This is a genomic window from Kitasatospora sp. NPDC048545, from assembly GCF_040651155.1.
Lineage (GTDB): Bacteria > Actinomycetota > Actinomycetes > Streptomycetales > Streptomycetaceae > Kitasatospora.
In genome coordinates this window covers 1-21,013 of the sequence record NZ_JBEZIQ010000056.1, presented here as the reverse complement: position 1 = coordinate 21,013, position 21,013 = coordinate 1, and the positions used below count along the sequence as shown (strand labels likewise).

The following is a 21,013-nucleotide window of genomic DNA, read 5'->3' as shown; positions in this document are numbered from 1 at the left end:
CGTCACCGTGCCTGGCGTGGCGTGGGCAGCGGTCCGTGCGTGCGGGGGCGTCCGGGCCGGCCCGTGCGGGCCGGGCCCGAGTGCCGGATGTGGACGAAGGGGAGGGGACCGGGGGAGAAGCAGTGCACCCGTCACGCTATTGTCGTGCCTTCTTCATGCGAAGCACGCCCGGGTCGGCGATGCTTCGTCGGGCCGCCCGGAGGTGGGCGGCCCGCACGTTCCGAACCTCGGGGGGTTCCCATGACCATGCGCCGTACCCTGTCCGGATTCCTCGCGACCGGCCTGCTCGCCGGTGCGGCCGCGCTGTTCGCGACCGCCCCGGCGGACGCCGCCCCGAGCCGCACGGGCGACCTGCCGTTCGGCTCGGCCACCACCGTCGGCCTGCACAACACCTACGACCCGGCCGCCTTCCCGTACCTGGCCCAGGGGTTGGACACCGGCACCGGGATGATCGAGCTGGACCTCTGGCCGAACGTCGTCACCAAGGAGTGGAAGGTCAGCCACTCCAACCCGCTCGGCAACGGCAACAACTGCACCGCCGCGACCACCCCCGCCCAGCTCTACGGCGGCGGCACCGACAAGAACCTGGAGAACTGCCTGGACGACGTCCGGGTCTGGCTCGCCGCGCACCCGGCGGCCGGGCCGCTGGTCGTCAAGCTGGAGCTCAAGCCCGGCTTCTCCGCCAACCTCGGGATGGGCCCCGACCAGCTGGACGCGCTGATCGCCCAGCACCTCGGGTCCGCCGTGCTGCGCCCCGCCGACCTGCTGGCCAAGCCCGGCGGCGGCTCCTATCCGAGCCTGGACGCAGCGGTGCGGGCGGGCAACTGGCCGAGCCGCTCGGCGCTCGCCGGGAAGGTGCTGCTTTACGCGATCCCGGGAACGGTCGAGTTGGGCAACCCCTTCGACACCCTGCACACCGACGTCGAGTACGGGCGGCACCTGCGCGACCTGGCGGCGGCGGGCCGGATCGGCCAGGCCCAGGTGTTCCCGTCCGTGCTGGGCGCCGCGGCGGGCGACCCGCGCGGCCGGTACACCGGAGCGGACGCCTCGATCCGGCCGTGGTTCGTCGTCTTCGACGGTGACGCCGCGACCTACCTCAACGGCATCGACACGTCCTGGTACGACGCCGCGCACTACCTGTTGGTGATGACCGACGCCCACAAGGTCGCGCCGGAGATCAGCGGCACCGACCCGACGGCCGACCAGGCGCGGTCCCGGGCCCAGCAGTTGGCGAAGGCGCACGCGAGCATCGTGTCGAGCGACTGGCGCAAGGTGACGGCCGTGCAGTCCCTGGTGCTGCCGCGCGGCTGACGCCCGGACGGCGGCGGGCCGGCCCGGCCCGCTGCCCCGCCGTCCTGCGGCCGTCTCCGCCTCGCGGGTGGCAGTCGGCACCGGCGGTGACCGACCAGGTCACGTCGCCTGTGAGTACGTCGAGTTGACCCCGGATGAAGAGTTGGATCAGGGCTTCCGGGCGGCCCGGACCGTCGCCATGCTGGTTGTCATGACCCGAACTCTACGCGCGTGGAAGACCCGCGTCGCCGCCACCGCCACCGTTGCCCTGGTCACCCTCGCGCCGATCGCCGTCGCCACCGAGGCGCATGCCGCGGTGAGCGGCTCGGTGTGCAAGTCCGCGCTGCCCTCCCAGGCCCGCACCACCCTGAACCTGATCGCCTCCGGCGGCCCGTTCCCGTACAGCCAGGACGGCGTCGTCTTCCGGAATCGGGAGCGCGTGCTGCCCTCCCAGTCGACCGGCTACTACCACGAGTACACCGTGGTGACTCCGGGCTCCCCGACCCGCGGCACCCGCCGGATCATCACCGGCAAGCAGTACCACGAGGACTACTACACCGCCGACCACTACGTGACGTTCCGCAAGGTCGACTTCGGCTGCTGACCCGGCCCGACACACCACTTCCTCAGGGCCCCGGCGCCGCACCCCCGCGCCGGGGCCTGCGGCGTGCCCGCGATAGCGTCGGCCCCGCACCGTCCGACTCCCTGGGAGGTTCCCGTGCCACAGATCCTGGTCGACCACTCGGCCGAACTCGACCTCGACCGGGCGGCCCTGGCCGACGAGGTCCACCGGGCGATCACCGGCGTCATCGACACCACCGTGGCCGACTGCAAGACCGTCTTCCGCCCCGCCGGCCACCACCGGGTCGGCGACGGCACCACCGGCGAGGCCGTCGTCCTGGTCGAGGTCAAGATCCTGGCCGGCCGCAGCGCCGAACAGCGCGCCGAACTGACCGACCGGGTGCTCGCCGTCCTGCGCTCCGCGATCGGCGTGCCCGCCGCCATCGGCGTCCAGGTCACCGAACTCGACCGCGACACCTACCGGTTCGTCCACCACGCCGGGCACTGACCGGCGGGCGGAAGCACAGCGGTCCCGTGTGCCCGGCCGGGAAGCCGGACACGCGGGACCGCTGTCGTCCGGGCGGGGATCAGTCCGTCGGGCAGTGCGTTCCCGCCGCCGGAACGGTGCCGTCCAGCAGGAAGGCGTCGACCGAGGCGCGGACGCACTTGCTCGCGCCGTACGCGGTGTGGCCCTCGCCGTCGCGGGTGAGCAGGACGGCGTTGCCGAGCTCGGCGGTGAGCTTCTCGGCCCACGCGTACGGGGTGGCCGGGTCGCCGGTGGTGCCGACCACGATGATCGGCGCGGTGGCGGTGGACGTGATGACGTGCGGCTTCTCGGTGGCGCGGAACGGCCAGATCCGGCAGTCCGGGTCGAAGAGCGCCGAGAGCGGGTCGTGCTTGCTGACCAGCGGGGCCTTGGCGGCGAGGTCGGTGAGTGCCGCCTGCAGCTGCTCGCCGGCCGGGGCGTCGGTGGCGCCGTCGGCGCAGTGGATGGCGGTGTAGGCGTCGGCCGAGGCCTCGTAGTGGCCGTCCTTGTCACGCCCGTTGTAGCTGTCGGCCAGCGTGAGCAGGTCGTCGGCCTTGCCGCGCGCCATCGCCCAGCCGAGGGCGTTGCGCAGCCCGCTCCAGGCCTTCTCGCCGCCGTAGAGTCGGCTGATCACACCGGTCCAGGCCGCGCTGGAGGTCAGGGTGCGGCCCTTGGAGGACTTCAGCGGCTTGTCCTTGAGCCCGTCGAGGAAGTCGGCGAGCTTCTGCGGGGCACGGCCGGCGTCGGTGCCGAGCGGGCACGGGTTCTTGGTGACGCAGTCGGCGGCGAAGGCCTTCAGGGCGCGTTCGAAGCCGGCCTGCTGCTCGATGTTGTGCTGCACCAGGGAGAAGGAGGGCGAGGTGGCGCCGTCGAGGACGAGCCGGCCGACCCGGTCCGGGAACTCCTCGGCGTACAGCGAGCCGAGGTAGGTGCCGTAGGACATCCCGAGGTAGCTGAGCTTCTGGTCGCCGAGGGCGGCCCGCAGTACGTCCATGTCCCGGGCGGTGTTGCGGGTGCCGACGAAGGGGAGGACCTGGGCGTACTTGGCCTGGCAGGCGTCGGCCAGTTGCTTGCCGTGGTCGTCGCCGGGCGCGTCGGTGTTGAGCCAGCCGTCCCGGGCCTGGTCGTCGAGGCACTTGAGCGGGCTGGTGCCGGCCACGCCGCGAGGGTCGAAGCCGACGATGTCGTACCGGTCGTGGACCGGGCCGTCGAAGTCCTTCGGACTGTAGGTGACCATCTGGACGCCGGAGCCGCCCGGGCCGCCGGGGTTGAGCAGCAGGGAGCCGATCCGCTGGTCGGCCTTGGTGGCGGGGTTGCGCACCACGGCGACGTCCAGCGCTCCGGTGGCCGGGGCGGTGTAGTCGAGCGGCACCTTGAGGGAGGCGCACTGCAGGGCCGAGGTGTCGGCGTCGTTCTGCGGGTCCTTCGGGCAGGCGGCCCAGGCGAGTTGCTGGCCGTAGAAGGCCTTGAGCGCCGGGTCGGCGGCGCCGGTCGGCTTGGCCGTCGGCGTGGGGGTCGGGGCGGCGCTCGGCGCGGCGGCGGCGGCCGTGGTGGCCGCGGGCGCGGCCTTGCCGCTGCTCCCGCCGGTGCAGCCGGCCAGCAGGGCGGCGGCGGCGAGGGTCGCGGCGGCGGCGGGCAGGGCGCGTCGGGAGGTTCGGGTGATCATCGAATGCACCGCACACAAATATCACCGGGTTGTCACATCCGTCACATCGGATTTTCAGGCTCGACCCCTCACCGGACCCGGCGGCCGCCCGATTCCACCGTGCCCCGAACGGTGTCATGCTGAGGTCATGACAGACAGCAGTGCGGTGATCCCGCTCCGTGAGCGGTCGGAAGTCGGCGGTCGGCGGCGGGAGTTGGCGGCGGCGACGGTCGGGTCCGTGGTCGAGTCCTTCGACTGGAACATCTACGCCGTCCTCGCGCCGTACTTCGCGGCTGACCTCTTCGGGCACGGCAAGCACGGGGTCAGCGGCATGCTCGGGGCATACGTGACCTTCGCGGTGGGCTTCGGGGCCCGGCCGGTCGGCTCGTACCTGATCGGGAGGCTCAGCGACACCCGGGGGCGCAGGTTCGCGCTCAGCCTCGGCATGACGGTGATCGCCGCGGCCAGTCTGGGCATCGCGGCGGTGCCGGGGCAGGCCGGGATCGGTGTCTGGGCGGCGGTGGTGGCGGTCGTCGCGCGGGTGGTGCAGGGCCTTGCCTTCGGCGGGGAGGCGCCGAGCGTGGCCGCGTACGTGACCGAGACCGCCCCGCCGCGGCACCGCTTCGCCTTCAGCTCGGTGTCCTACGGCGGGATCATCCTCGGCTCGCTGCTCTCCTTCGGGGTACTCACGCTGCTGATCCACACCATCGGCAAGTCCGGTCTGGAGAACGGTGGTTGGCGCTGGGGCTTCGTGGTCGCCGGGCTGCTCGGGCTGGCCGCGGTCTGGGTCCGGCGGTCGGCGCCGGAGAGTGCGGAATTCCATCGGGCCCGGGCACACGCGGCGGTCGGCGGCCGCCCGCCGTTCCTGCGGATGCTCCGCACGCACCGGTGGGCGGCCCTCACCGTCTTCCTCAACACCCTCGGCGGGACGGTCGGTTACTACTTCGCCCTGGTCTACCTGCCGCAGTACGCCGCCGCGTACCACGTGATCGACAAGGAGTCGGCGGCCTCGTTCATGACCGTGGTGCTCGGGGTGGTGCTGGTCACCATGCTGCTCACCGGCGCCGCCGCCGACCGCTTCGGTCTCCTGCCGGTCGCCCGGATCGGGTTCGGCCTGCCGATCCCGCTGGTCGGGCTGCTGCTCGCGGGGCTGCGCCAGGGCTGGCTGCCGTTCCAGGTCGTCGCCGTGCTGCTGGGAATGCTGGTGGCGACGGTGCTCGGCACTCTCAACGTCTTCACCGGGCTGCTGTTCCCGACCGAGGTGCGGGCGGTCGGCCTCGGCGTGGTCAACGCGGCCACCATCGCCGCGTTCGGCGGCACCTTCCCGCTGCTCGCCGAGTGGCTGGGCGACCGGCACCGCCTCGGCGTGATCCCCTGGTACGTCACCGTCTGCACGATCGGTCCGGCCCTCGCGCTGCTGACGGCGACGAAGGTGCCCTCCTTCGCGGCCGCCGTCGCGAAGGGCCGGACCGTGGCCGGGCGTTCACCCGCATCCGACTGACGGACGATCATCGGCTGTGGTTGAGTGGTCCGGACAGACGCCGAACGGGGAGGGCGAGCGTGGACGCCAACACGCCGGACAACAGTGCACCGGACAGTGCAAGGGGCAGCGGGTCGCAGCGCAGCGCATTCGACGTCGGCGCGCCGGGGACGGCCGCACCCGACGCGGCCGGATTCGGCACCGACGCGTCCGGCACCGATGCGTTCGGCGTCGACGCCTCCGATAGCTGGCTCACCGAGGCCGATTTCGAGGCGCCGCCGCAGGTCGACCTGCGGACCGACCGGGCGCACTCCGCCCGGGTCTACGACTACCTGCTCGGCGGCAAGACGAACTTCCCCGCCGACCGCGAGGTCGGCGACCGCGTCATGGCCGACCTGCCCGGCGCCCGCGAAGGAGCCACCGCCGCCCGCGCGGTGATGCACCGGATGGTCCGCCGGCTCGCGGAGGTGCACGGCATCCGGCAGTTCCTGGACGTCGGCACCGGCATCCCCACCGCGCCCAACCTGCACGAGATCGTCCAGTCGGTGGACCCGGCGTCCCGCGTGGTGTACGTGGACAACGACCCGATCGTGCTGGCCCACTCGCGCGCGCTGCTCACCAGCACCCCCGAGGGCCGTACCGCCTACGTCCAGGGCGACCTGCGCGATCCGGAGCTGTTCCTGGCGGACCCGGGGGTGGCCGCCACCCTGGACCTGACCGAGCCGGTCGCGCTGACCCTGGTCAACATCGTGCACTTCCTCTCCGACGAGGCCGCGCACCCGCCCGTCCGCAAGCTCCTGGACGCGCTGCCCGTCGGCAGCTTCCTCGCGCTGACCGCCGGGACCGGTGACACCGCGCCCGACCGGGCCGAGATCGGCGCCCGCCGCTACGCGGAGGCCGGGATCGAGGTGCACATGCGGTCCCGCGAGGGTGTGGAGCGCTTCTTCGCGGGGCTCGAACTCGACGCCCCGGGTGTGGTGCTGATCAACCATTGGCACCCGGAGCTGGGCGAGGCCCCGTCCCCGTCGTTGGCCGACGAGCAGGTCCCGGTGTACGGGGGAGTGGGCCGCAAGGTGTAGCCGGCGGTGGGGCGCGGCCGTTCGGCTACGGCCTGCCACCGCCGATATTCCGTCATTTCGACGACCGTCAAACCCGGAGGGCGCAGAAACGATCGTCTTTGCGTGTACATGCCATTAAAGTGACTGCCCGTCGATCCCCCACTCGACAGGCGGAGACTCATGACCATTGCACGCAGATCCATCCTCAAGGGCACATCGGCGGCCGGAGCCGCCCTGGTGGCCGCAGGTTCGACGGCGGCCGCGCAACCCGCGGCCGCCGGGCCGGCCGACGACGCGCCCACCGGCCCCTTACTTCAGACCACCCCGCACCGGGTCGGCACGGCCGCGGTGACCGGCCTGCACCTGCAGTTCGGCACCGACGCGAGTACGGAGATGACCGTCTCCTGGCTCACCCCGCAGTCCGTCCGCCGCCCGCAGGTCCGGTACGGCACGACGGACGGCGGTCTCGGCCGGGTCGTCCAGGCCGAGACCCGTACCTACCGGGACTCGCTGGACAAGGTCGACGTGTACGTCCACCACGCCCGCCTCACCGGCCTGCGCCCCGGCACCACCTACCTCTACAGCGCCGGCCACGACGGCACCGCCGCCGAGACGGGCACCTTCACCACCGCCCCACGCGGCCGCGCCCCCTTCACCTTCACCAGCTTCGGCGACCAGGCCGCACCCAACCTCCGGCGCCGGATCACCTTCCCCGACGGCATGCCCTCGCCGCTCGGCAAGTACCCGGTCTTCATGAGCAGCCAGGTCGGCACCTCGGCCTCCGCCGACATCGTCTCCGCCGTGGAACGCGTCGGCCCGCTGTTCAACCTCATCAACGGCGACCTCTGCTACTCCTCCTACGCCGGCCGCCACGGCCAGAGCCGCACCGCGACCTGGGCCGACTGGTTCATCAGCAACAGCCGCTCCACCCGGCTGCGCCCCTGGATGCCGTGCGTCGGCAACCACGAGAACGAGGGCGGCAACGGGCCGATCGGCGCCCTCGGCTACCAGGCCTACTTCTCCCTCCCCGACTCCACGGCCTCCTCCGACGAGGAGACCCGGGGCATGTGGTACGCCTTCACCGTCGGCTCGGTGCGCTTCATCAGCCTCGCCAACGACGACGTGGCCATCCAGAACTCCGGCGACATCTACCTCCGCGGCTACTCCGGCGGAGCCCAACGGCGCTGGCTGGAACGCGAACTGCGCGCCGCCCGGGGCAACCGGGGGATCGACTGGATCGTGGTGTGCATGCACCATCCGATGATCTCCAGCTCCATGCACGGCGCCGGCAGCGACCTCGGCATCCGCGAGACCTGGGGCGAACTGTTCGACGCCTACGGGGTCGACCTGGTGCTGTGCGGCCACGAGCATTACTACGAGCGCTCCCACCCCGTCCGCGGCACGCTGCCCAACGACACCCGCACCCCGGTGCCGACCGACACCCGCACCGACATGATCGACACCGGGCGGGGCACCGTCCACATGATCATCGGTGCCGGCGGCAACGCCGCCACCACCCAGGACGACCTCTTCCCGGTGCCCAAGGGCCGGGTCGTCGTCGGGCTGGAGGACCCCAAGCCGGGAGCGCCCTACCGGGAGTCGGTCTGGCTCACCGAGGACGCGCCGTGGGCCGCCGTCCAGGACCGCGAACACGCCCACGGCTTCGCCGCCTTCGAGGTCGACCCCGGCGACCGGCGCGGTGCCACCACCACCATGAAGGTCACCTACTACACCTTCGACGGGCCGCACGGCGACCTCACGCCGGTGGACACCTTCACCCTCTACCGGCGCCGGACCGACGGGCGCGACGGCTGACACCGGGCGGGGCGGAGCCGTTGGGTGCCCGACCGCTCCGCCCCGCCCCGCCCGGCGCCACTGCGCCGCCGTCCGCCCGGAGCCGCCGGGCGGACGGCGACTCACCGGCGGAAGACGCCGGTCAGCACGTCCCACCAACTGCGCCGCTGCGCCGGGACGGTCGGGACGGTCGGGGCGGCCGGCCCGGTCGCCCCGGCGCCCGCGGACGCCGCCCCGATCCGGGCGGCCCGTTCGGTGTCCACCGCCCGTTCGGCCTCCGCCGCCACCGCGGCCGCCCGCTCCGCCTCCGCGACCGACACCGGGTCCGGCTCGATGTCGCGGGGGGTGAACTCCACCGGCAGCGCCGTCAGGTGCCGGGAGATCCAGGCCGAGCTCCAGGTCAGCTCCTCCTCCGGCACGGCGAGCCGGACGTCCGGCAGCAGGGTGAGCAGGATGTCGATGCCGGCCTCGGCGACGTGCCGCCCGATGTCCTGGCCCGGGCACTCGTGCGGTCCCGCGCCGAAGGACAGGTGCGAGCGGTTGCCGTACAGCGGGGTCGCCAGGTCGGGGCGGACCACCGGGTCGACGTTCCCCGCCGCGAGCCCGAGCAGCAGCAGGTCCCCGGCCTTGATCTGCTGCCCGCCCAGCTCGGTGTCGGCCGTCGCCCAGCGGCCGGCCACCAGGGACATCGGCGGGGAGTCCCACAGCACCTGGTCGAGTGCCTCGCCCAGGGTCATCTGGCCGCCGGACAGGTGGGCGCGGAACCGCGGGTCGGTGAGCACCATCTTCAGTGAGTCGGCGATCAGGTTGACGGTGGTCTCGTTGGCGGCGAGCAGCACCACCCGCAGGTGCTCCATCACCTCGTCCTCGGTCAGCCCGGCCGGGTGCGCCAGCAGCCGACTGGTGAGGTCGTCGCCGGGCGCCTCCCGCTTGAGGGCGATGGTCCGGCGCAGGCCGGCCACCACGTACTCGTTGCTGGCGATGGCCGTCTCGGTGCCCTTCATCAAGTCTCGTGCAGCATCTACCAGTTGAGGCCCGTACTCGTCGGGCATGCCGAGCAGCTTGGTCATCACCAGCATCGGCAGGTGCTCGGCGAACTGGGTGATCAGCTCGGCGTGGCCGGTCGGCCCCACCACCTGGACCAGGTCGGTGGTGAACCGCCGCACGTGGCGGCGGATGCCGCGCCGGTCGAAGCGGTTCAGGCCGTCCAGGACGGCGCCGCGCAGCCGGCGGTGCTCGTCGCCGTCTGCGAACACGCAGATCGGCTGCCAGGCGATCACCGGCAGCAGCGGGGAGTCCATCGAGAGCTCACCGGTGCGGAAGGCCGTCCACAGCCGCGAGTCGCGGGAGAACAACGAGGGGGTGCGCATCGCGGTGATGTTGGCGCCGTGGCCGAGGACCAGCCAGGCCCGGTGGTCACCGTGCAGCAGCACCGGGGCCACCTCGCCGTACTCGGCGCGCAGCTTCTCGTAGAGGCCCGCCGGGTCGGACTCGGCCTCCGGTCCGTAGAGGCGCCGCAGGCCGCCGGGGCCGATCGGACCGGGCGCGTCCGCCGTGCCGGGCGGGTAGGCAGGGTCGAACGAGGGCGCGGGGTCGGTCCGGCCGTCGGCGCGGCCGTGCGCCGGGCAGCCCGGCGGCGGGGAGGGGACGGCGTCGTCGGGGAACGGGGTGGTCACGGGGTCTCCGGTCACAGGGTTCGGGTGGTCGGTGCGGCCAGCTCGTACAGGTAGTGCATCAGCGTCATCAGGGTGTCCCGGCTGGACTCGCGGCTGCGCGCGTCACAGGCCACGATCGGCACCTCGGACGGCAGGTCGAGCGCGCCGCGCAGCTCGTCGAGGGCGAAGCTCGGCGCCTCGGGGAAGCCGTTGACGGCCACCACGAACGGGACGCCGCGCTCCTCCAGCCGCCCGATCACCTCGAAGCTGACCTCCAGTCGGCGGGTGTCCACCAGCACCACCGCGCCCAGGGCGCCCTCGAACAGGCCGTTCCAGAGGAACCAGAACCGCTCCTGCCCGGGGGTGCCGAAGACGTACAGCACGAGCCGGTCGCTGATGCTGATCCGGCCGAAGTCCATGGCCACGGTGGTCGAGGTCTTGTGCTCGACCCCGGTCGGGTCGTCCACACCGACCCCGGCCTGGGTCATGGTCTCCTCGGTGGTCAGCGGGCGGATCTCGCTGACCGAGCCGACCAGCGTCGTCTTGCCGACACCGAAGCCCCCCACGATCACCACCTTGACCGCCGTGGTGACGGTGTCCGGCAGCAGGTCCGCACCGGCCGGACCGGCCGGCGTGTCAGAGCCGCTGAAGACCATGGATCACCGCCTCCAACAGGGCCCGGTCGGGAAGTTCCGCCGCCGGGACGGCGGCGCGGGCCTCGATCAGTTCGTCGTCGAGCAGGTCCGCCAGCAGGACGGTGACCACGCTCGTGGGCAGCTCCAGGTAGGCGGAGACCTCCGCCACCGAGAGCGGGGAGCGGCACAGCCGCAGAATGGCCGCGTGCTCGGGCTGCAGGGCGGGGGTCGGATCCGCACGCGAGACGATCAGGGTGACCAGGTCGAAGACCCCCGGCCCGGACGGACCGCTGCGGCCTCGGGTGATCACGTACAGGCGGTCGGGCTCGGGGCCGTCCCAGCCGCCCTGGTCTGCCGTCATGCAACCGCCTCACTGTGCTCGTCCGCGGACCCGCTCCGCCGCCGGGACGGCGGCGCGGGCCGGTTCACGCGACCGCCTCGGGATTGCGCGGCGGCGTCGACAGGTGTTCGCCGATCCGGGCGACCAGGTCGCGCATCTGGTGGCTCACCAGCCCGGCGTCCACGCCCTCGTCGGCGAGCACCGCCAGGTAGGCGCGGTCGCCGGCCGCCATCAGGTAGAAGTAGCCGCCGTCCACCTCGATCACCACCAGCCGCATCGAGCCGTCGCCGTGCGGGAACTCGTGCCCGATCGCGCCGGCCAGGCTCTGCAGCCCGGCGCAGGCGGCGGCGAGGCGGTCGGCGGTGTCCGGGTCGGTGCCGTACTGGGCGATCCGCAGGCCGTCGCCGGACAGCACGATGACGTGGCGCACGCACGGGACGCTGTGCGCGAGGTCGTTGAGGATCCAGTCCATGTTGCTGCGGTGCGGAATCACTGCTCGCCTTTCCCTGCCGTCTCTTCACTGGTGTGTCCGGGGCCCGGGTGCCCGCTCCCGGGCGCACCGGGCCGGCCGACCGCACCCGCCTGGCCGGTCTGCCCGGTCTGGCCGGCCTGCCCGGCGGGACCGGCTTGCCCGGCGGACGGGCCGGACCCGGTGCCCTTGATGCCGTCCATGAACGCCTCCAGCCACAGGCCCGGCTGCTTCGGCTCCTTGGCGGGGCGGGGGTCCTGCCCCGCCGGCCCGGTTGCCGGACCCGGCCCGGCCGCGGGCCCGGCCGTCGGACCGGCGGGCTGCGGGGCGGCGGGCGCCGGCCGCGCGGGCGCCGCGAAGGTGCGGGTCAGCGACGGACGGCGCCGGCGCTGCGGCAGCCCGTTGGCCGTCCGCTCGGTCACGATCACCTCGTCGTCCCCGGCCGTCGCCGAGACGGACGGCGAACCCCACGGACTGGTCGACCCGTACGACGGGCCGACCCCGGCCGAGGTGGTCCGGGCGCCCCAGGGCCGCGTCGGGGCCGCGTGCCGGGGCGGGTTCGGCGGGAGCGGGCGAGGACCGGAGAAGGCGCCGATGCCGTGCGCCCGCCCGGTCGGGGGCGCGGTGGTGAGCAGCTCCTGCGGTACGACCAGCACCGCGCGCACCCCGCCGTACGCGGAGCGGCGCAGCGACACCTGGAAGCCGTACGCCTGGCAGAGCCGGCCGACGATGGCGAAGCCCAGTCGGGGGGACTCGGTGAGGTCGTCGAAGTCCTTGGAGACCATGGCCTCGCGCATCGCGCGCTCGGCGCGGGCCCGGGCCTCGTCGGTGAGGCCGAGGCCACCGTCCTCGATCTCGATCGCCATCCCGCTCTGCACCTCGGAGGCGCTCAGGTGCACGTGGGTGTGCGGCGGCGAGTACCGGGTGGCGTTGTCCAGCAGCTCGGCGACGGCGTGGATCAGCGGTTCGACGGCCGGGCCGGTGACCGAGATCTGGGCCACCGGGTGCAGGTCCACCCGCTGGTACTCCAGGATCCGGGACATGCCGCCGCGCAGCACGCTGTAGAGCGCGATCGGCCGGGTCCACTGACGGCCGGGGCGGGCGCCGGACAGGACGGCGATGCTGTCGGCCAGACGGCCGGTCAGCGCGTTGCCGTGGTCCAGGCGCAGCAGGTCGTCGAAGACCGCCGGGTCGTTGCCGTGCCGGTCCTCCATCTCCCGCAGGTCCTTGGCCTGCCGGTGGATGATCGCCTGGACCCGGCGGGCGATGTTGACGAAGGCGCGCTCGGCGGAGTCACGCCGGCTGACCTCGTCGTCGACGGCGACGGCGATGCCGCGCGCCACGGACACCAGCGACCTGCGGAACCGCGGGGAGACGGACACGAGGTCCTGCTCGATCGGGTTCAGCAGCACGTCCATCGAGTACCCGTACCGGGCCCCGGCGACGACCCGGCGCAGCTCGACCTCGGCCAGCCGCGCCAGCTCGTCCTCCTGCCCGGCCAGCCGGCGCTGCAGGTCCTCCGCCTGCCGGGTGCTGCGGTCACGCAGCTCGGCCAACGCCCGCCCCCGGCGGGCCGACTCGGCGGCCACCACGGCCACCAGCACGGTGGCCGTCGCCCCGCACCACAGCACCCCGGCCCGGGCCCCGGCGGCCACCACCGCCACGGCGACCGCCACGGCCGCCGCCATCACGGCCGTCGGCAGCAACCAGCCGAGCAGGGGCGTGGGGCGCCGTCTGGCGGGTGACGATCCAGCTCGAAGCATTCAGCATCCTCAAACGATCGGAACAGTACGGGGACGGACGGCGACCGGCTCCGGAGGGCGTGGTGCTGCAGCATAGCCAAGTTCAGGACAATCCTGACCGAAGCTCAAAAATACTGCCCCTCAACCGACTTGTGGCAACTTGCCGGACATGCCCGACATCTCGCACACCAGTCCCACATCCGGCGGATCGCCGCCCCGCACCAGGCTTCTCGCCTCGCGCCCCCCGCACCGCCAACCCGGGCCGGATTCCCCCATGTGAAGGGTTTCCGCTCCAAGTCCCCACGCGTCTCACCGAGTTCGTGCTATGGCCGCTGATATCCGTCAACCCTTTGTCGGTTGATCACCCGGAGGCCTCGATGACCGCCGAGACTGATCCGCTCGTCCACACCCCGGCCACCCGGGGCCCGTCGCGCGGGCGGTGGCAACAAGTGTTGCTCTCGGACGCAACGATCGTTGACGGATTCGCGGTGCGGTCCGTACAGTGCGGCGCATGGAGACGGACGATCTTGGTCGGCGGGTGGCGGAGGATGTGGCCGGTGGGGGCGGGGTGGAGGGGTTGCGGCGGCTGTCGGGGGTGATCGAGGCGCTGGAGGAGCGGCGGACCGAGGTGGTGGAGGAGTTGCGGCGCGGGCGGGAGGCGACCTGGGAGGAGATCGGGCGGGCCTGTGGGATGACCAGGCAGGGGGCGACCCGGCGGTGGGCGGAGCGGCTCCGGGCGCGGTCGTTCGGGGTCGCGGCGGCCGCGTACCAGGCCGGGCGGCCGGGCTACCCGCAGGCGCTGATCGGGTCGGCGGTGCCGCGGCAGGCCCGGCGGGTGCTCGATCTGGGCGCCGGGACGGGCAAGTTGACCCGGCTGCTGGTCGAGGCGGGCCTGGACGTGGTGGCGGTCGAGCCCGACGAGGGGATGCGGGCGCAACTGGCCGCGGCGGTCCCCGGGGCGGCCGTACGGGCGGGCTCGGCGGAGCGCATCCCGCTGGCGGACGGGAGCGTGGACGCCGTCGTGGTGGCGCAGGCCTGGCACTGGTTCGACCCGGCGGCCGCGGTGCCCGAGATCGCCCGGGTGCTCGCCCCCGGCGGGACGCTCGCGCTGGTGTGGAACGTCCGGGACGAGACGGAGCCCTGGGCCGCCGAACTCGGCGCGCTGATGCACCGTTCGGCGCGGCAGCGGATCGACACCGAGCCGGTCCTCCCGGCACCGTTCGGCGCGCCCGAGCGGCTGGAGATCCGCTGGGAGCACGGAACCACGCGGGCCGGGATCGTCGACATGGTCGCGTCCCGCAGCTACGTCATCGCGCTGCCGGAGGACGAACGGGCCCGACTGCTGGCCGACGTCGAGGAGTTGCTCGCCACCCACCCGGACCTGGCCGGACGGGACGCGATCGCCCTGCCGTACGTGACGAGGTGCACCCGTGTCCGCCTCGGCTGAGCCCGCGCCCACACTCGCGCCCACGTCGGCTCCCGGGCACGGCCCCGGGCCCGTCACCGTCCGCCGCCTGGGCCGCACGGACGCCGAGCAGTACCGGGCGTTCCGCCTGGAGGCACTGCGCGAGACACCGAGCGCCTTCACCTCCGGCCACGCCGAGGAACGCGCCAAGCCGATGGCCGCCACGCTGCACCGCCTCGCCGAGGCGGAGGACGGGCCGGGCGCCCTGCTCGGGGCCTTCGACGCCACCGGCACGCTGATCGGCACCGCCGGGCTCAAGGTGGCAAGGCGGAGCCAGGAGCGGCACAAGGGCACGCTGTACGGCATGGCGGTGGCCCGTACTGCCACCGGCCGGGGGGTCGGCCGGGCGCTGGTGCGCGAGGTGCTGCGGACGGCCGGCGAGGACGGGCGGCTGCGGCAGGTGCTGCTGACCGTCTCGGAGGGCAACGAGGCGGCGCTGCGGCTCTACACCGACTGCGGTTTCGAGGTGTGGGGGCGGGAGCCGAGAGCCGTCCTGGTGGATGGACTGGCCGTCGCGAAGCTGCACATGGTGCGCATGCTGGACATGCCGGGTCTGCCGGGTCTGCCGGGCACCGGGCCGGCGGCGGCCGGTGCTGACAATTGTCATGGCGGGCCGGTGTGCGAGCACACTGCCCTGCGTGCCGGGCCCGCACCCACGATGGGTCCATGACCTCCACCGACACCCACACCGAACCCGCTCCCGAAGCCGTCGCCGGCCTGCACCACCCCGACACCCGACGGGCGTTCCGGACCGTGCACCGGTTCGTCCTCGCCTACCTCGGCCTCAGCGTGCTGACGCTGGTGGCCGCCTTCGCCCTCCGCGACCACCCCTCCGTCGTCACCCCCGCGGTCTGGGTCCGCGGCACCATCGTGGTTCTCGGTGCCGCCGTGACCCTGCTGTTCACCGTCCGCGCGGGCCGTGGCTCCCGCGGCGCGTTCCGGCGGCTGCGGATCATCGCGACCGTCATGCTCGCCGCCATCGTCACGATCGTCGTCCTGCCGGGGGTCTTCCCGGTCTGGATGAAGGTCGAGCAGGGCCTGTGCGGACTCGCCCTGCTGGGCGTGGCCGTCCTGGTCAACGGACGGCACCTGCGTACCCTGTTCGCCAGGCTCTGAGGAGGGGGCGCGAGGGTGACCGACCTCGACCGCGAGACCGTACGGAGCCCCGCTCCCCGCTGGGGGCGGGGCCGACGGCGACTCCTGCTGGGCGCCGGGATGCTGGTGTTCCCGGCGCTCACCGCCGTGGCCGTGAGTGGCAACGTCTCCGGGGCGGCGGCGGGCGCCGGGTACGCCGTGGTCGCCGTGTTCTGCCTCTGCTACGCGCTGACCGCCCTCGCCCTCGAACGCGGCCGACGTCACTGGATCAAGCCGCTGTTGGTGGTGATGACCGCGCTGTTCGTCGCCGCGCTGCCGTTCGCCCACGGCGACGCCTTCTTCCTCGCCACCGTGGTCGTCTCCTCCGTCGCGGTGTTGTGGCGCGAACAGGCCGCGCGAGTGGTGACCGTCGCCACTGCGGCGGCCTTCCTGGTGCCCTGGGCGGTGCGCCCCTGGCACACCGGCCCGGGCGGATTCCAGGCGCTGGCCCTGCTTTTCACCTCGCTCACCTGTGGCGCCTTCGCCGAGATCGCCGCCACCAACCAGGAGTTGGTCGCCGCCCGGGCCGAGGTGGCCCGGCTGGCCTCCGAGGCCGAACGGGACCGGATCGCCCGGGACCTGCACGACCTGCTCGGCCACTCGCTGACCGCGATCACCGTCAAGTCCCGGCTGGCGCAGCGACTGGCCGGGAAGGACAAGGACCTCGCGGTCGCCGAGATGGCGGGCGTGGAAACGCTCTCCCGGCAGGCGCTGTCGGACGTCCGCGCCGCCGTGACCGGCTACCGGGAGGTGACCCTGGCCGGTGAACTCGCCCGGGCCCGCGAACTGCTGCGCGCTGCCGGGGTGGTGGCCGACCTGCCGAGGGCGGCGGACGCGGTCGGGCCGGAGCACCGCGAACTGTTCGGCTGGGTGCTGCGCGAGGGCATCACCAATGCGGTCCGGCACGCCAGGGCCGGCCGCTGCTCGGTGGTGCTCACCGCGACCTCGGTCGAGATCCGCGACGACGGCACGGGCGGCACGGACCGAACGGGCGGAACGGGTGGCACGGACCGAACGGGCGCGGGTACGGAGCACGGCACGGGCGGCACGGCCGGCCCGGGCGCCGGCACCGCGGACGGCAAGGGCCTCACCGGACTGCGGGAACGCGTCGCGGCGGCGGGCGGTACGGTCGAGGCGGGACCGCTCGCCCCGCGCGGGTGGCGGCTGTTGGTCACCGTCCCTCCGGCCGACACCCGCCGCGGCCCCGCCGGCCCCGCCACCCGCGGCGGCCCCGCCGCCTCCGACTCCCCGCACGAACGGACGACATGACGATCCGCCTGCTGCTCGCCGAGGATCAGGAACTGGTGCGCACCGCGCTGTGCACCCTGCTCGACCTGGAGGACGACTTCGAGGTGGTCGCCGCCGTCGGCCGCGGCGACCGGGTCGTGGCGGCGGCGCTGGAGCACCGGCCGGACGTCGCCCTGCTCGACATCGAGATGCCCGGACTGGACGGGCTGGCGGCGGCCGCCGTCCTGGCCCAGCAGGCGCCCGGGTGCCGGGTGGTCATCCTCACCACCTTCGGCCGGGCCGGCTACCTGCGCCGGGCCATGGAGGCCGGCGCCCTCGGCTTCGTGGTCAAGGACGCGCCCGCCGAGGTGCTCGCCGATGCCATCCGCCGGGTCGCGGTGGGGGAGCGGGTGGTGGACCCGGAACTGGCGGCCGCCACCCTCGCGGCGGGCGCCTCCCCGCTCACCGCCCGCGAACGCGACGTGCTGAACGCCTCCCGCCCGGGTGCCGGGGTCGCCGAGATCGCGGCGAAGCTCTACCTCTCCGAGGGAACGGTCCGCAACTACTTCTCCTCGGCCATCGCCAAGACCGGCACCCGCAACCGGACGGAGGCCCTGCGGGCCGCGGACGAGCGCGGCTGGCTCTGACCCCCGACGGGCCGGCCGACGGCCGCCGGCGAGGTGCCGAAGGACGTTCCCGCACTCTCGTTGGACATCCGGCGGGTGCTGGGCCGCGCCGAGCGGCAGCCGCTGCGGGCGGACTTCCGCTTCGATCCGGACACTCCCGTGCTGGTGTCCGTCACCCTCACCCCGCCCCGGGGCCGCAGTGTCACCGGGCGGATCAGCCGTGAGCTGCTGCACCGGGGCCTCTCCGGGCGCAGCGGCGACGGCGACGTCCGGATCCGGCCGGTGCCCGGCGGCGAGGGCGGCCGCCTGCGCTGGCTGCGCCTGGCCTCCCGGGAGACGAGCGCCGTCCTGGAACTGCCCGCGGCCGCCCTGTCGGACCGGCTCGCGGCGACCTACCGGCTCGTCCCGGCCGGGGCGGCGCGTGAGGCCACGGAGGAGGACTGGGAGGCCTTCATCAGGGAGCTGCGTGCCGACCCGTGAGCCGCGCACGGACCTGCGGTGCCGGTGGCGGGCGCCCGAGGGGGTGACTGTCGGTGCGGGGGCATAGCTTTGGTTCCGTCGGCGGGCCGGAGCAGCCCCCGTGATTCCATCACCGTTGCCCGAAAGGGGACTTCGTCGTGTCCGTCGCCGTGGAAGAGCAGGTCACGTACCTCGAACTGTCCGAGGACGAGGGGAGTGCGCACAAGTTCTACGAGGTGCGGATCGCCGGTGCGGTGGTGACCGTCAGGTACGGGCGGATCGGCGAACCCGGGCAGAGCAAGGCCACCAGCTACCCGAGCATCGAGAAGGCGTCCGCCGCGGCCGCGAAGAAGATCGGCGAGAAGGTCCGGAAGGGGTACGCCCCCGCCGTCCGGGGCGTGCGCCAGCGCCGCGCGGTGACCAGGCGGCAGATCGTCAGCACCCGCTCGACCGCCCGCCAGGCCCCGCTGCTGTGGCGGTTCCGGTCCGGCTCGCCCGCCTTCGGGATCTTCGTCGGCGAGGAGCACGCCTGGGTCGGCAACGAGCGCGGCGACGTCTACACCCTCACCCACGACGGCGAGGTCACCGCCCGCTACGGTCTGCCGGACGGCGTCAAGTGCATCGTCGCGGACGACTGGTGGATCTACGCCGGCTGCGACGACGGCAAGGTGTACGACCTGGGCGGCAAGGTCCCCCGGGTCGCGTACGAGATCGCCCAGGACGTCGACATCTACTGGCTCGACATCCACGACGGGGTGCTCGGCGTGGCCGACGAACGCGGCGGCCTGACCACGGTGGACCACGAGGACGAGTTCCAGTGGCGCCGCCAGGCCGACGGCCGGGACGGCTGGATGGTGCGCTGCGACACCGACGGCGTCTACCACGGCCACTCGCGCGGCGTCGCCCGCTACGACAACCGCAGCGGGGACCCGCGCTGGCACGCCCCCACCCAGGGCGAGGTGCTGTTCGGCTGGCAGGAGGCCGAGGAGGTGTTCGCCGGCACCGCGCGCGGCTGGGTGCACCGGCTGCGCAAGTCGGACGGCGCCGAGGTGGCCGCCTACCGCTGTGACGCCGCCGTCTTCTCCTGCGCGGCCTCCCCGGACGGCGAGTACGTCTTCGCCGGGGACAACCACTCGTCGGTGTACTGCTTCGCCGCCGACGGCACCCGGCTGTGGAAGCTCGCCACCGGCTGCGGCTCGGCGTACAGCATGCAGTACCGGGACGGCCGGCTCTACCTGGTCACCACCGACGGTTCGCTGGCCTGCCTCGACGCGAGCGAGCAGGCCGTCCGGGCGGCCGAGGGCGGCACCCTGCCGAAGACCGCCGAGGTGAGGAGCGCGGGCTGGGAGCCGGTGCTGGCCGGTGCGGAGCTGGAGACGGTCGTGGTGGCGTCGGGCGGCGCGGCCGGCGGCGGGATCGAGGTGGAGTGCGTCCAGGACGGCACCCGACTGCGGGTGCGGGTGATCTCGCAGGGCTACGACCCCACCTGGCGGGTGCAGTTCCCGAAGGACGTCCGGGTGCCCGGTGCGCGCTACCTGGTCGCCGAGGTCCGGGAGTCCGCGTCGGGCGGCTTCTACCGGGCGCGCGGCGAGATCAAGCGTCTCGTCTGACCGGGGCCCCGGGCGGCCGCTCCGGGGAAGCGGCCGCCCGACGGGTCTCCTCGACGAAGGCCCGACCGCCGGATCAGGACCGGCAGGCGCGGCCGGGAGATCCGGACCGGCGGGCGAGGCCGGGAGATCCGGACCGGGGACCTGGGCCGGGAGATCCGGACCGGCGGGCGCGGCCCGGGTCAGGAGGCTCAGGTGAGACGGAGCACCAGCTTGCCGGTGTTCTCGCCGCGGAACAGCATCCCGAAGGTCTCCGGGAAGTCGTCCACGGTGCCCTCCACCACCTGCTCCTTCACCGTGATCCGGCCGTCGCCGATCCAGCCGGCGATCTCGGCGGCCGCCTCCGCGTACCGCCGGGCGTAGTCGAACACCACGAAGCCCTCCATCCGCGCCCGCCGTACCAGCAGCGACAGGTAGTTGGACGGGCCCTCGACGGCGGTCTCGTTGTTGTACTGGCTGATCGCTCCGCAGATCACCACCCGGGCGTGCATCGCGAGCCGGGTCAGCGCGGCGTCCAGGACCGGCCCGCCGACGTTGTCGAAGTAGACGTCGATGCCGTCGGGGGCGTGCGTGCGCAGTGCCTTGCGGACGTCCTCGGCGCGGTAGTCGATCGCGGCGTCGAAGCCCAGTTCCTCGGTGAGCAGCGCGCACTTCTCGGGGCCGCCCGCGATGCCGACCACCCGGCAGCCCTTGACCTTGGCGATCTGCCCGACCATGCTGCCGACGGCCCCGGCGGCGCCGGAGACGACGACGGTCTCGCCCTCCTTGACTGCCCCGACGTCCAGCAGACCGAAGTAGGCCGTCATGCCGGGCATCCCGAGGGCGCCGAGGTACGTCGACAGCGGAGCGAGCGCGGGATCCACGGTGATCGCGCCCTTGCCGTCCGACACCGCGTACTCCTGGACCCCGAAGGCCCCGACCACGTGGTCCCCGACGCGGAACTTCGGGTGGTCGGAGGCGATGACCTCGACCACCGAACCCGCCCGCATGACCTCGCCCAGCCCCACCGGTGGCAGGTACGACGGCCGGTCGTCCAGCCACCCCCGCATCGCCGGGTCCAGCGACACGTACCGGGTACGCCCCAGGAACTCCCCGTCCCCGGGGACCCCGACCGGTTCGCTCCCGTGCGCCCAGTCCTCCGCCCGGACCTCCCCGACCGGCCGTCGGGCGAGGCGGATCTGACGGTTGACTGCGGTGTCTCCGGCCATGAGGTCTCCGTAAGGTGTTGTTCGGCCCGGGAGGGCCGGATGTGGCTGATGAGGTCTTGCCTTCAGTGGCTTGCCAGGAGTGGCCGTCCGGC

General features: G+C 73.5%; 20 protein-coding genes. 13 read left to right on the top strand and 7 right to left on the bottom strand.

Going from position 1 to position 21,013, the window contains the following annotated elements:
* Positions 1-240: 240 nt before the first annotated feature.
* The 3 genes from AB0D10_RS36570 to AB0D10_RS36560 all read left to right on the top strand — a co-directional run bounded on the left by AB0D10_RS36570 (position 241) and on the right by AB0D10_RS36560 (position 2,359).
* Positions 241-1,311 (top strand): phosphatidylinositol-specific phospholipase C domain-containing protein, encoded by a 1,071-nt coding sequence (locus AB0D10_RS36570; protein ID WP_360264176.1) that lies wholly within the window; start codon positions 241-243, stop codon positions 1,309-1,311.
* 190 nt (positions 1,312-1,501) lie between these two features.
* Positions 1,502-1,894, top strand: a complete 393-nt coding sequence (locus tag AB0D10_RS36565) for a ribonuclease domain-containing protein (protein ID WP_360264174.1) — start codon at positions 1,502-1,504, stop codon at positions 1,892-1,894.
* A 114-nt stretch (positions 1,895-2,008) separates the two neighbouring features.
* The gene (locus AB0D10_RS36560) at positions 2,009-2,359 is read left to right on the top strand and encodes a tautomerase family protein (protein WP_360264171.1); all 351 of its coding nucleotides are present in this window, start codon (positions 2,009-2,011) and stop codon (positions 2,357-2,359) included.
* Positions 2,360-2,438: 79 nt separating this feature from the next.
* On the opposite strand, the gene AB0D10_RS36555 is transcribed toward AB0D10_RS36560, so the two are convergent.
* Positions 2,439-4,043, bottom strand: a complete 1,605-nt coding sequence (locus AB0D10_RS36555; RefSeq protein WP_360264168.1) for an alpha/beta hydrolase — start codon at positions 4,041-4,043, stop codon at positions 2,439-2,441.
* Positions 4,044-4,170: 127 nt separating this feature from the next.
* On the opposite strand from AB0D10_RS36555, the gene AB0D10_RS36550 reads away from it, so the two are divergent.
* The 3 genes from AB0D10_RS36550 (at position 4,171) to AB0D10_RS36540 (ending at position 8,375) form a co-directional block, all read left to right on the top strand.
* Positions 4,171-5,523 carry an MFS transporter gene (locus AB0D10_RS36550; protein WP_360264166.1) on the top strand — a complete coding sequence of 451 codons (1,353 nt, stop codon included), beginning with the start codon at positions 4,171-4,173 and terminating at the stop codon, positions 5,521-5,523.
* A 269-nt stretch (positions 5,524-5,792) separates the two neighbouring features.
* Positions 5,793-6,581, top strand: a complete 789-nt coding sequence (locus tag AB0D10_RS36545) for an SAM-dependent methyltransferase (RefSeq protein ID WP_360264271.1) — start codon at positions 5,793-5,795, stop codon at positions 6,579-6,581.
* 159 nt (positions 6,582-6,740) lie between these two features.
* Positions 6,741-8,375: a metallophosphoesterase family protein gene (locus tag AB0D10_RS36540; protein ID WP_360264163.1), complete on the top strand. Its 1,635-nt coding sequence runs from the start codon at positions 6,741-6,743 to the stop codon at positions 8,373-8,375.
* A 101-nt stretch (positions 8,376-8,476) separates the two neighbouring features.
* Here AB0D10_RS36540 and AB0D10_RS36535 read toward each other — a convergent pair whose 3' ends face one another.
* The 5 genes from AB0D10_RS36535 to AB0D10_RS36515 all read right to left on the bottom strand — a co-directional run bounded on the left by AB0D10_RS36535 (position 8,477) and on the right by AB0D10_RS36515 (position 13,216).
* Complete coding sequence (locus tag AB0D10_RS36535; protein ID WP_360264160.1) at positions 8,477-10,030, bottom strand: cytochrome P450; 1,554 nt, start codon at positions 10,028-10,030, stop codon at positions 8,477-8,479.
* A gap of 11 nt (positions 10,031-10,041) precedes the next feature.
* Positions 10,042-10,665 carry an ATP/GTP-binding protein gene (locus AB0D10_RS36530; RefSeq protein WP_360264157.1) on the bottom strand — a complete coding sequence of 208 codons (624 nt, stop codon included), beginning with the start codon at positions 10,663-10,665 and terminating at the stop codon, positions 10,042-10,044.
* Positions 10,646-11,005: a DUF742 domain-containing protein gene (locus AB0D10_RS36525; RefSeq protein ID WP_360264154.1), complete on the bottom strand. Its 360-nt coding sequence runs from the start codon at positions 11,003-11,005 to the stop codon at positions 10,646-10,648. The genes AB0D10_RS36530 and AB0D10_RS36525 overlap by 20 nt, the downstream gene beginning before the upstream one ends.
* A gap of 64 nt (positions 11,006-11,069) precedes the next feature.
* Entirely contained in the window at positions 11,070-11,456 is a 387-nt protein-coding gene (locus tag AB0D10_RS36520) for a roadblock/LC7 domain-containing protein (protein WP_360264151.1), read from the bottom strand.
* A 17-nt stretch (positions 11,457-11,473) separates the two neighbouring features.
* Positions 11,474-13,216, bottom strand: a complete 1,743-nt coding sequence (locus AB0D10_RS36515; protein WP_360264148.1) for an ATP-binding protein — start codon at positions 13,214-13,216, stop codon at positions 11,474-11,476.
* A gap of 490 nt (positions 13,217-13,706) precedes the next feature.
* Between AB0D10_RS36515 and AB0D10_RS36510 the strand changes: the two genes are divergently transcribed.
* The 7 genes from AB0D10_RS36510 (at position 13,707) to AB0D10_RS36480 (ending at position 19,716) form a co-directional block, all read left to right on the top strand.
* The gene (locus AB0D10_RS36510) at positions 13,707-14,642 is read left to right on the top strand and encodes a methyltransferase domain-containing protein (protein ID WP_360264145.1); all 936 of its coding nucleotides are present in this window, start codon (positions 13,707-13,709) and stop codon (positions 14,640-14,642) included.
* Positions 14,626-15,330: an N-acetyltransferase gene (locus AB0D10_RS36505; protein WP_360264142.1), complete on the top strand. Its 705-nt coding sequence runs from the start codon at positions 14,626-14,628 to the stop codon at positions 15,328-15,330. Before AB0D10_RS36510 ends, AB0D10_RS36505 begins: the two co-directional genes overlap by 17 nt.
* Positions 15,327-15,776, top strand: coding sequence for a hypothetical protein (locus AB0D10_RS36500; RefSeq protein ID WP_360264139.1), 450 nt, complete (start codon positions 15,327-15,329; stop codon positions 15,774-15,776). Before AB0D10_RS36505 ends, AB0D10_RS36500 begins: the two co-directional genes overlap by 4 nt.
* A 15-nt stretch (positions 15,777-15,791) precedes the next feature.
* A complete protein-coding gene (locus AB0D10_RS36495) occupies positions 15,792-17,063 on the top strand; it encodes a histidine kinase (RefSeq protein WP_360264137.1) in 1,272 nt (423 codons plus the stop codon).
* Positions 17,060-17,668: a response regulator transcription factor gene (locus AB0D10_RS36490; protein WP_360264134.1), complete on the top strand. Its 609-nt coding sequence runs from the start codon at positions 17,060-17,062 to the stop codon at positions 17,666-17,668. Before AB0D10_RS36495 ends, AB0D10_RS36490 begins: the two co-directional genes overlap by 4 nt.
* A gap of 33 nt (positions 17,669-17,701) precedes the next feature.
* Complete coding sequence (locus AB0D10_RS36485; RefSeq protein WP_360264131.1) at positions 17,702-18,127, top strand: SsgA family sporulation/cell division regulator; 426 nt, start codon at positions 17,702-17,704, stop codon at positions 18,125-18,127.
* Between the two features lie 137 nt (positions 18,128-18,264).
* Positions 18,265-19,716 carry a WGR domain-containing protein gene (locus tag AB0D10_RS36480; protein ID WP_360264128.1) on the top strand — a complete coding sequence of 484 codons (1,452 nt, stop codon included), beginning with the start codon at positions 18,265-18,267 and terminating at the stop codon, positions 19,714-19,716.
* A 188-nt stretch (positions 19,717-19,904) separates the two neighbouring features.
* Here the strand turns inward: AB0D10_RS36480 and AB0D10_RS36475 are convergent, their stop codons facing one another.
* On the bottom strand, positions 19,905-20,921 hold the full coding sequence (locus tag AB0D10_RS36475) for an NADP-dependent oxidoreductase (RefSeq protein ID WP_360264125.1): 1,017 nt from the start codon (positions 20,919-20,921) through the stop codon (positions 19,905-19,907).
* Positions 20,922-21,013: the final 92 nt, after the last annotated feature.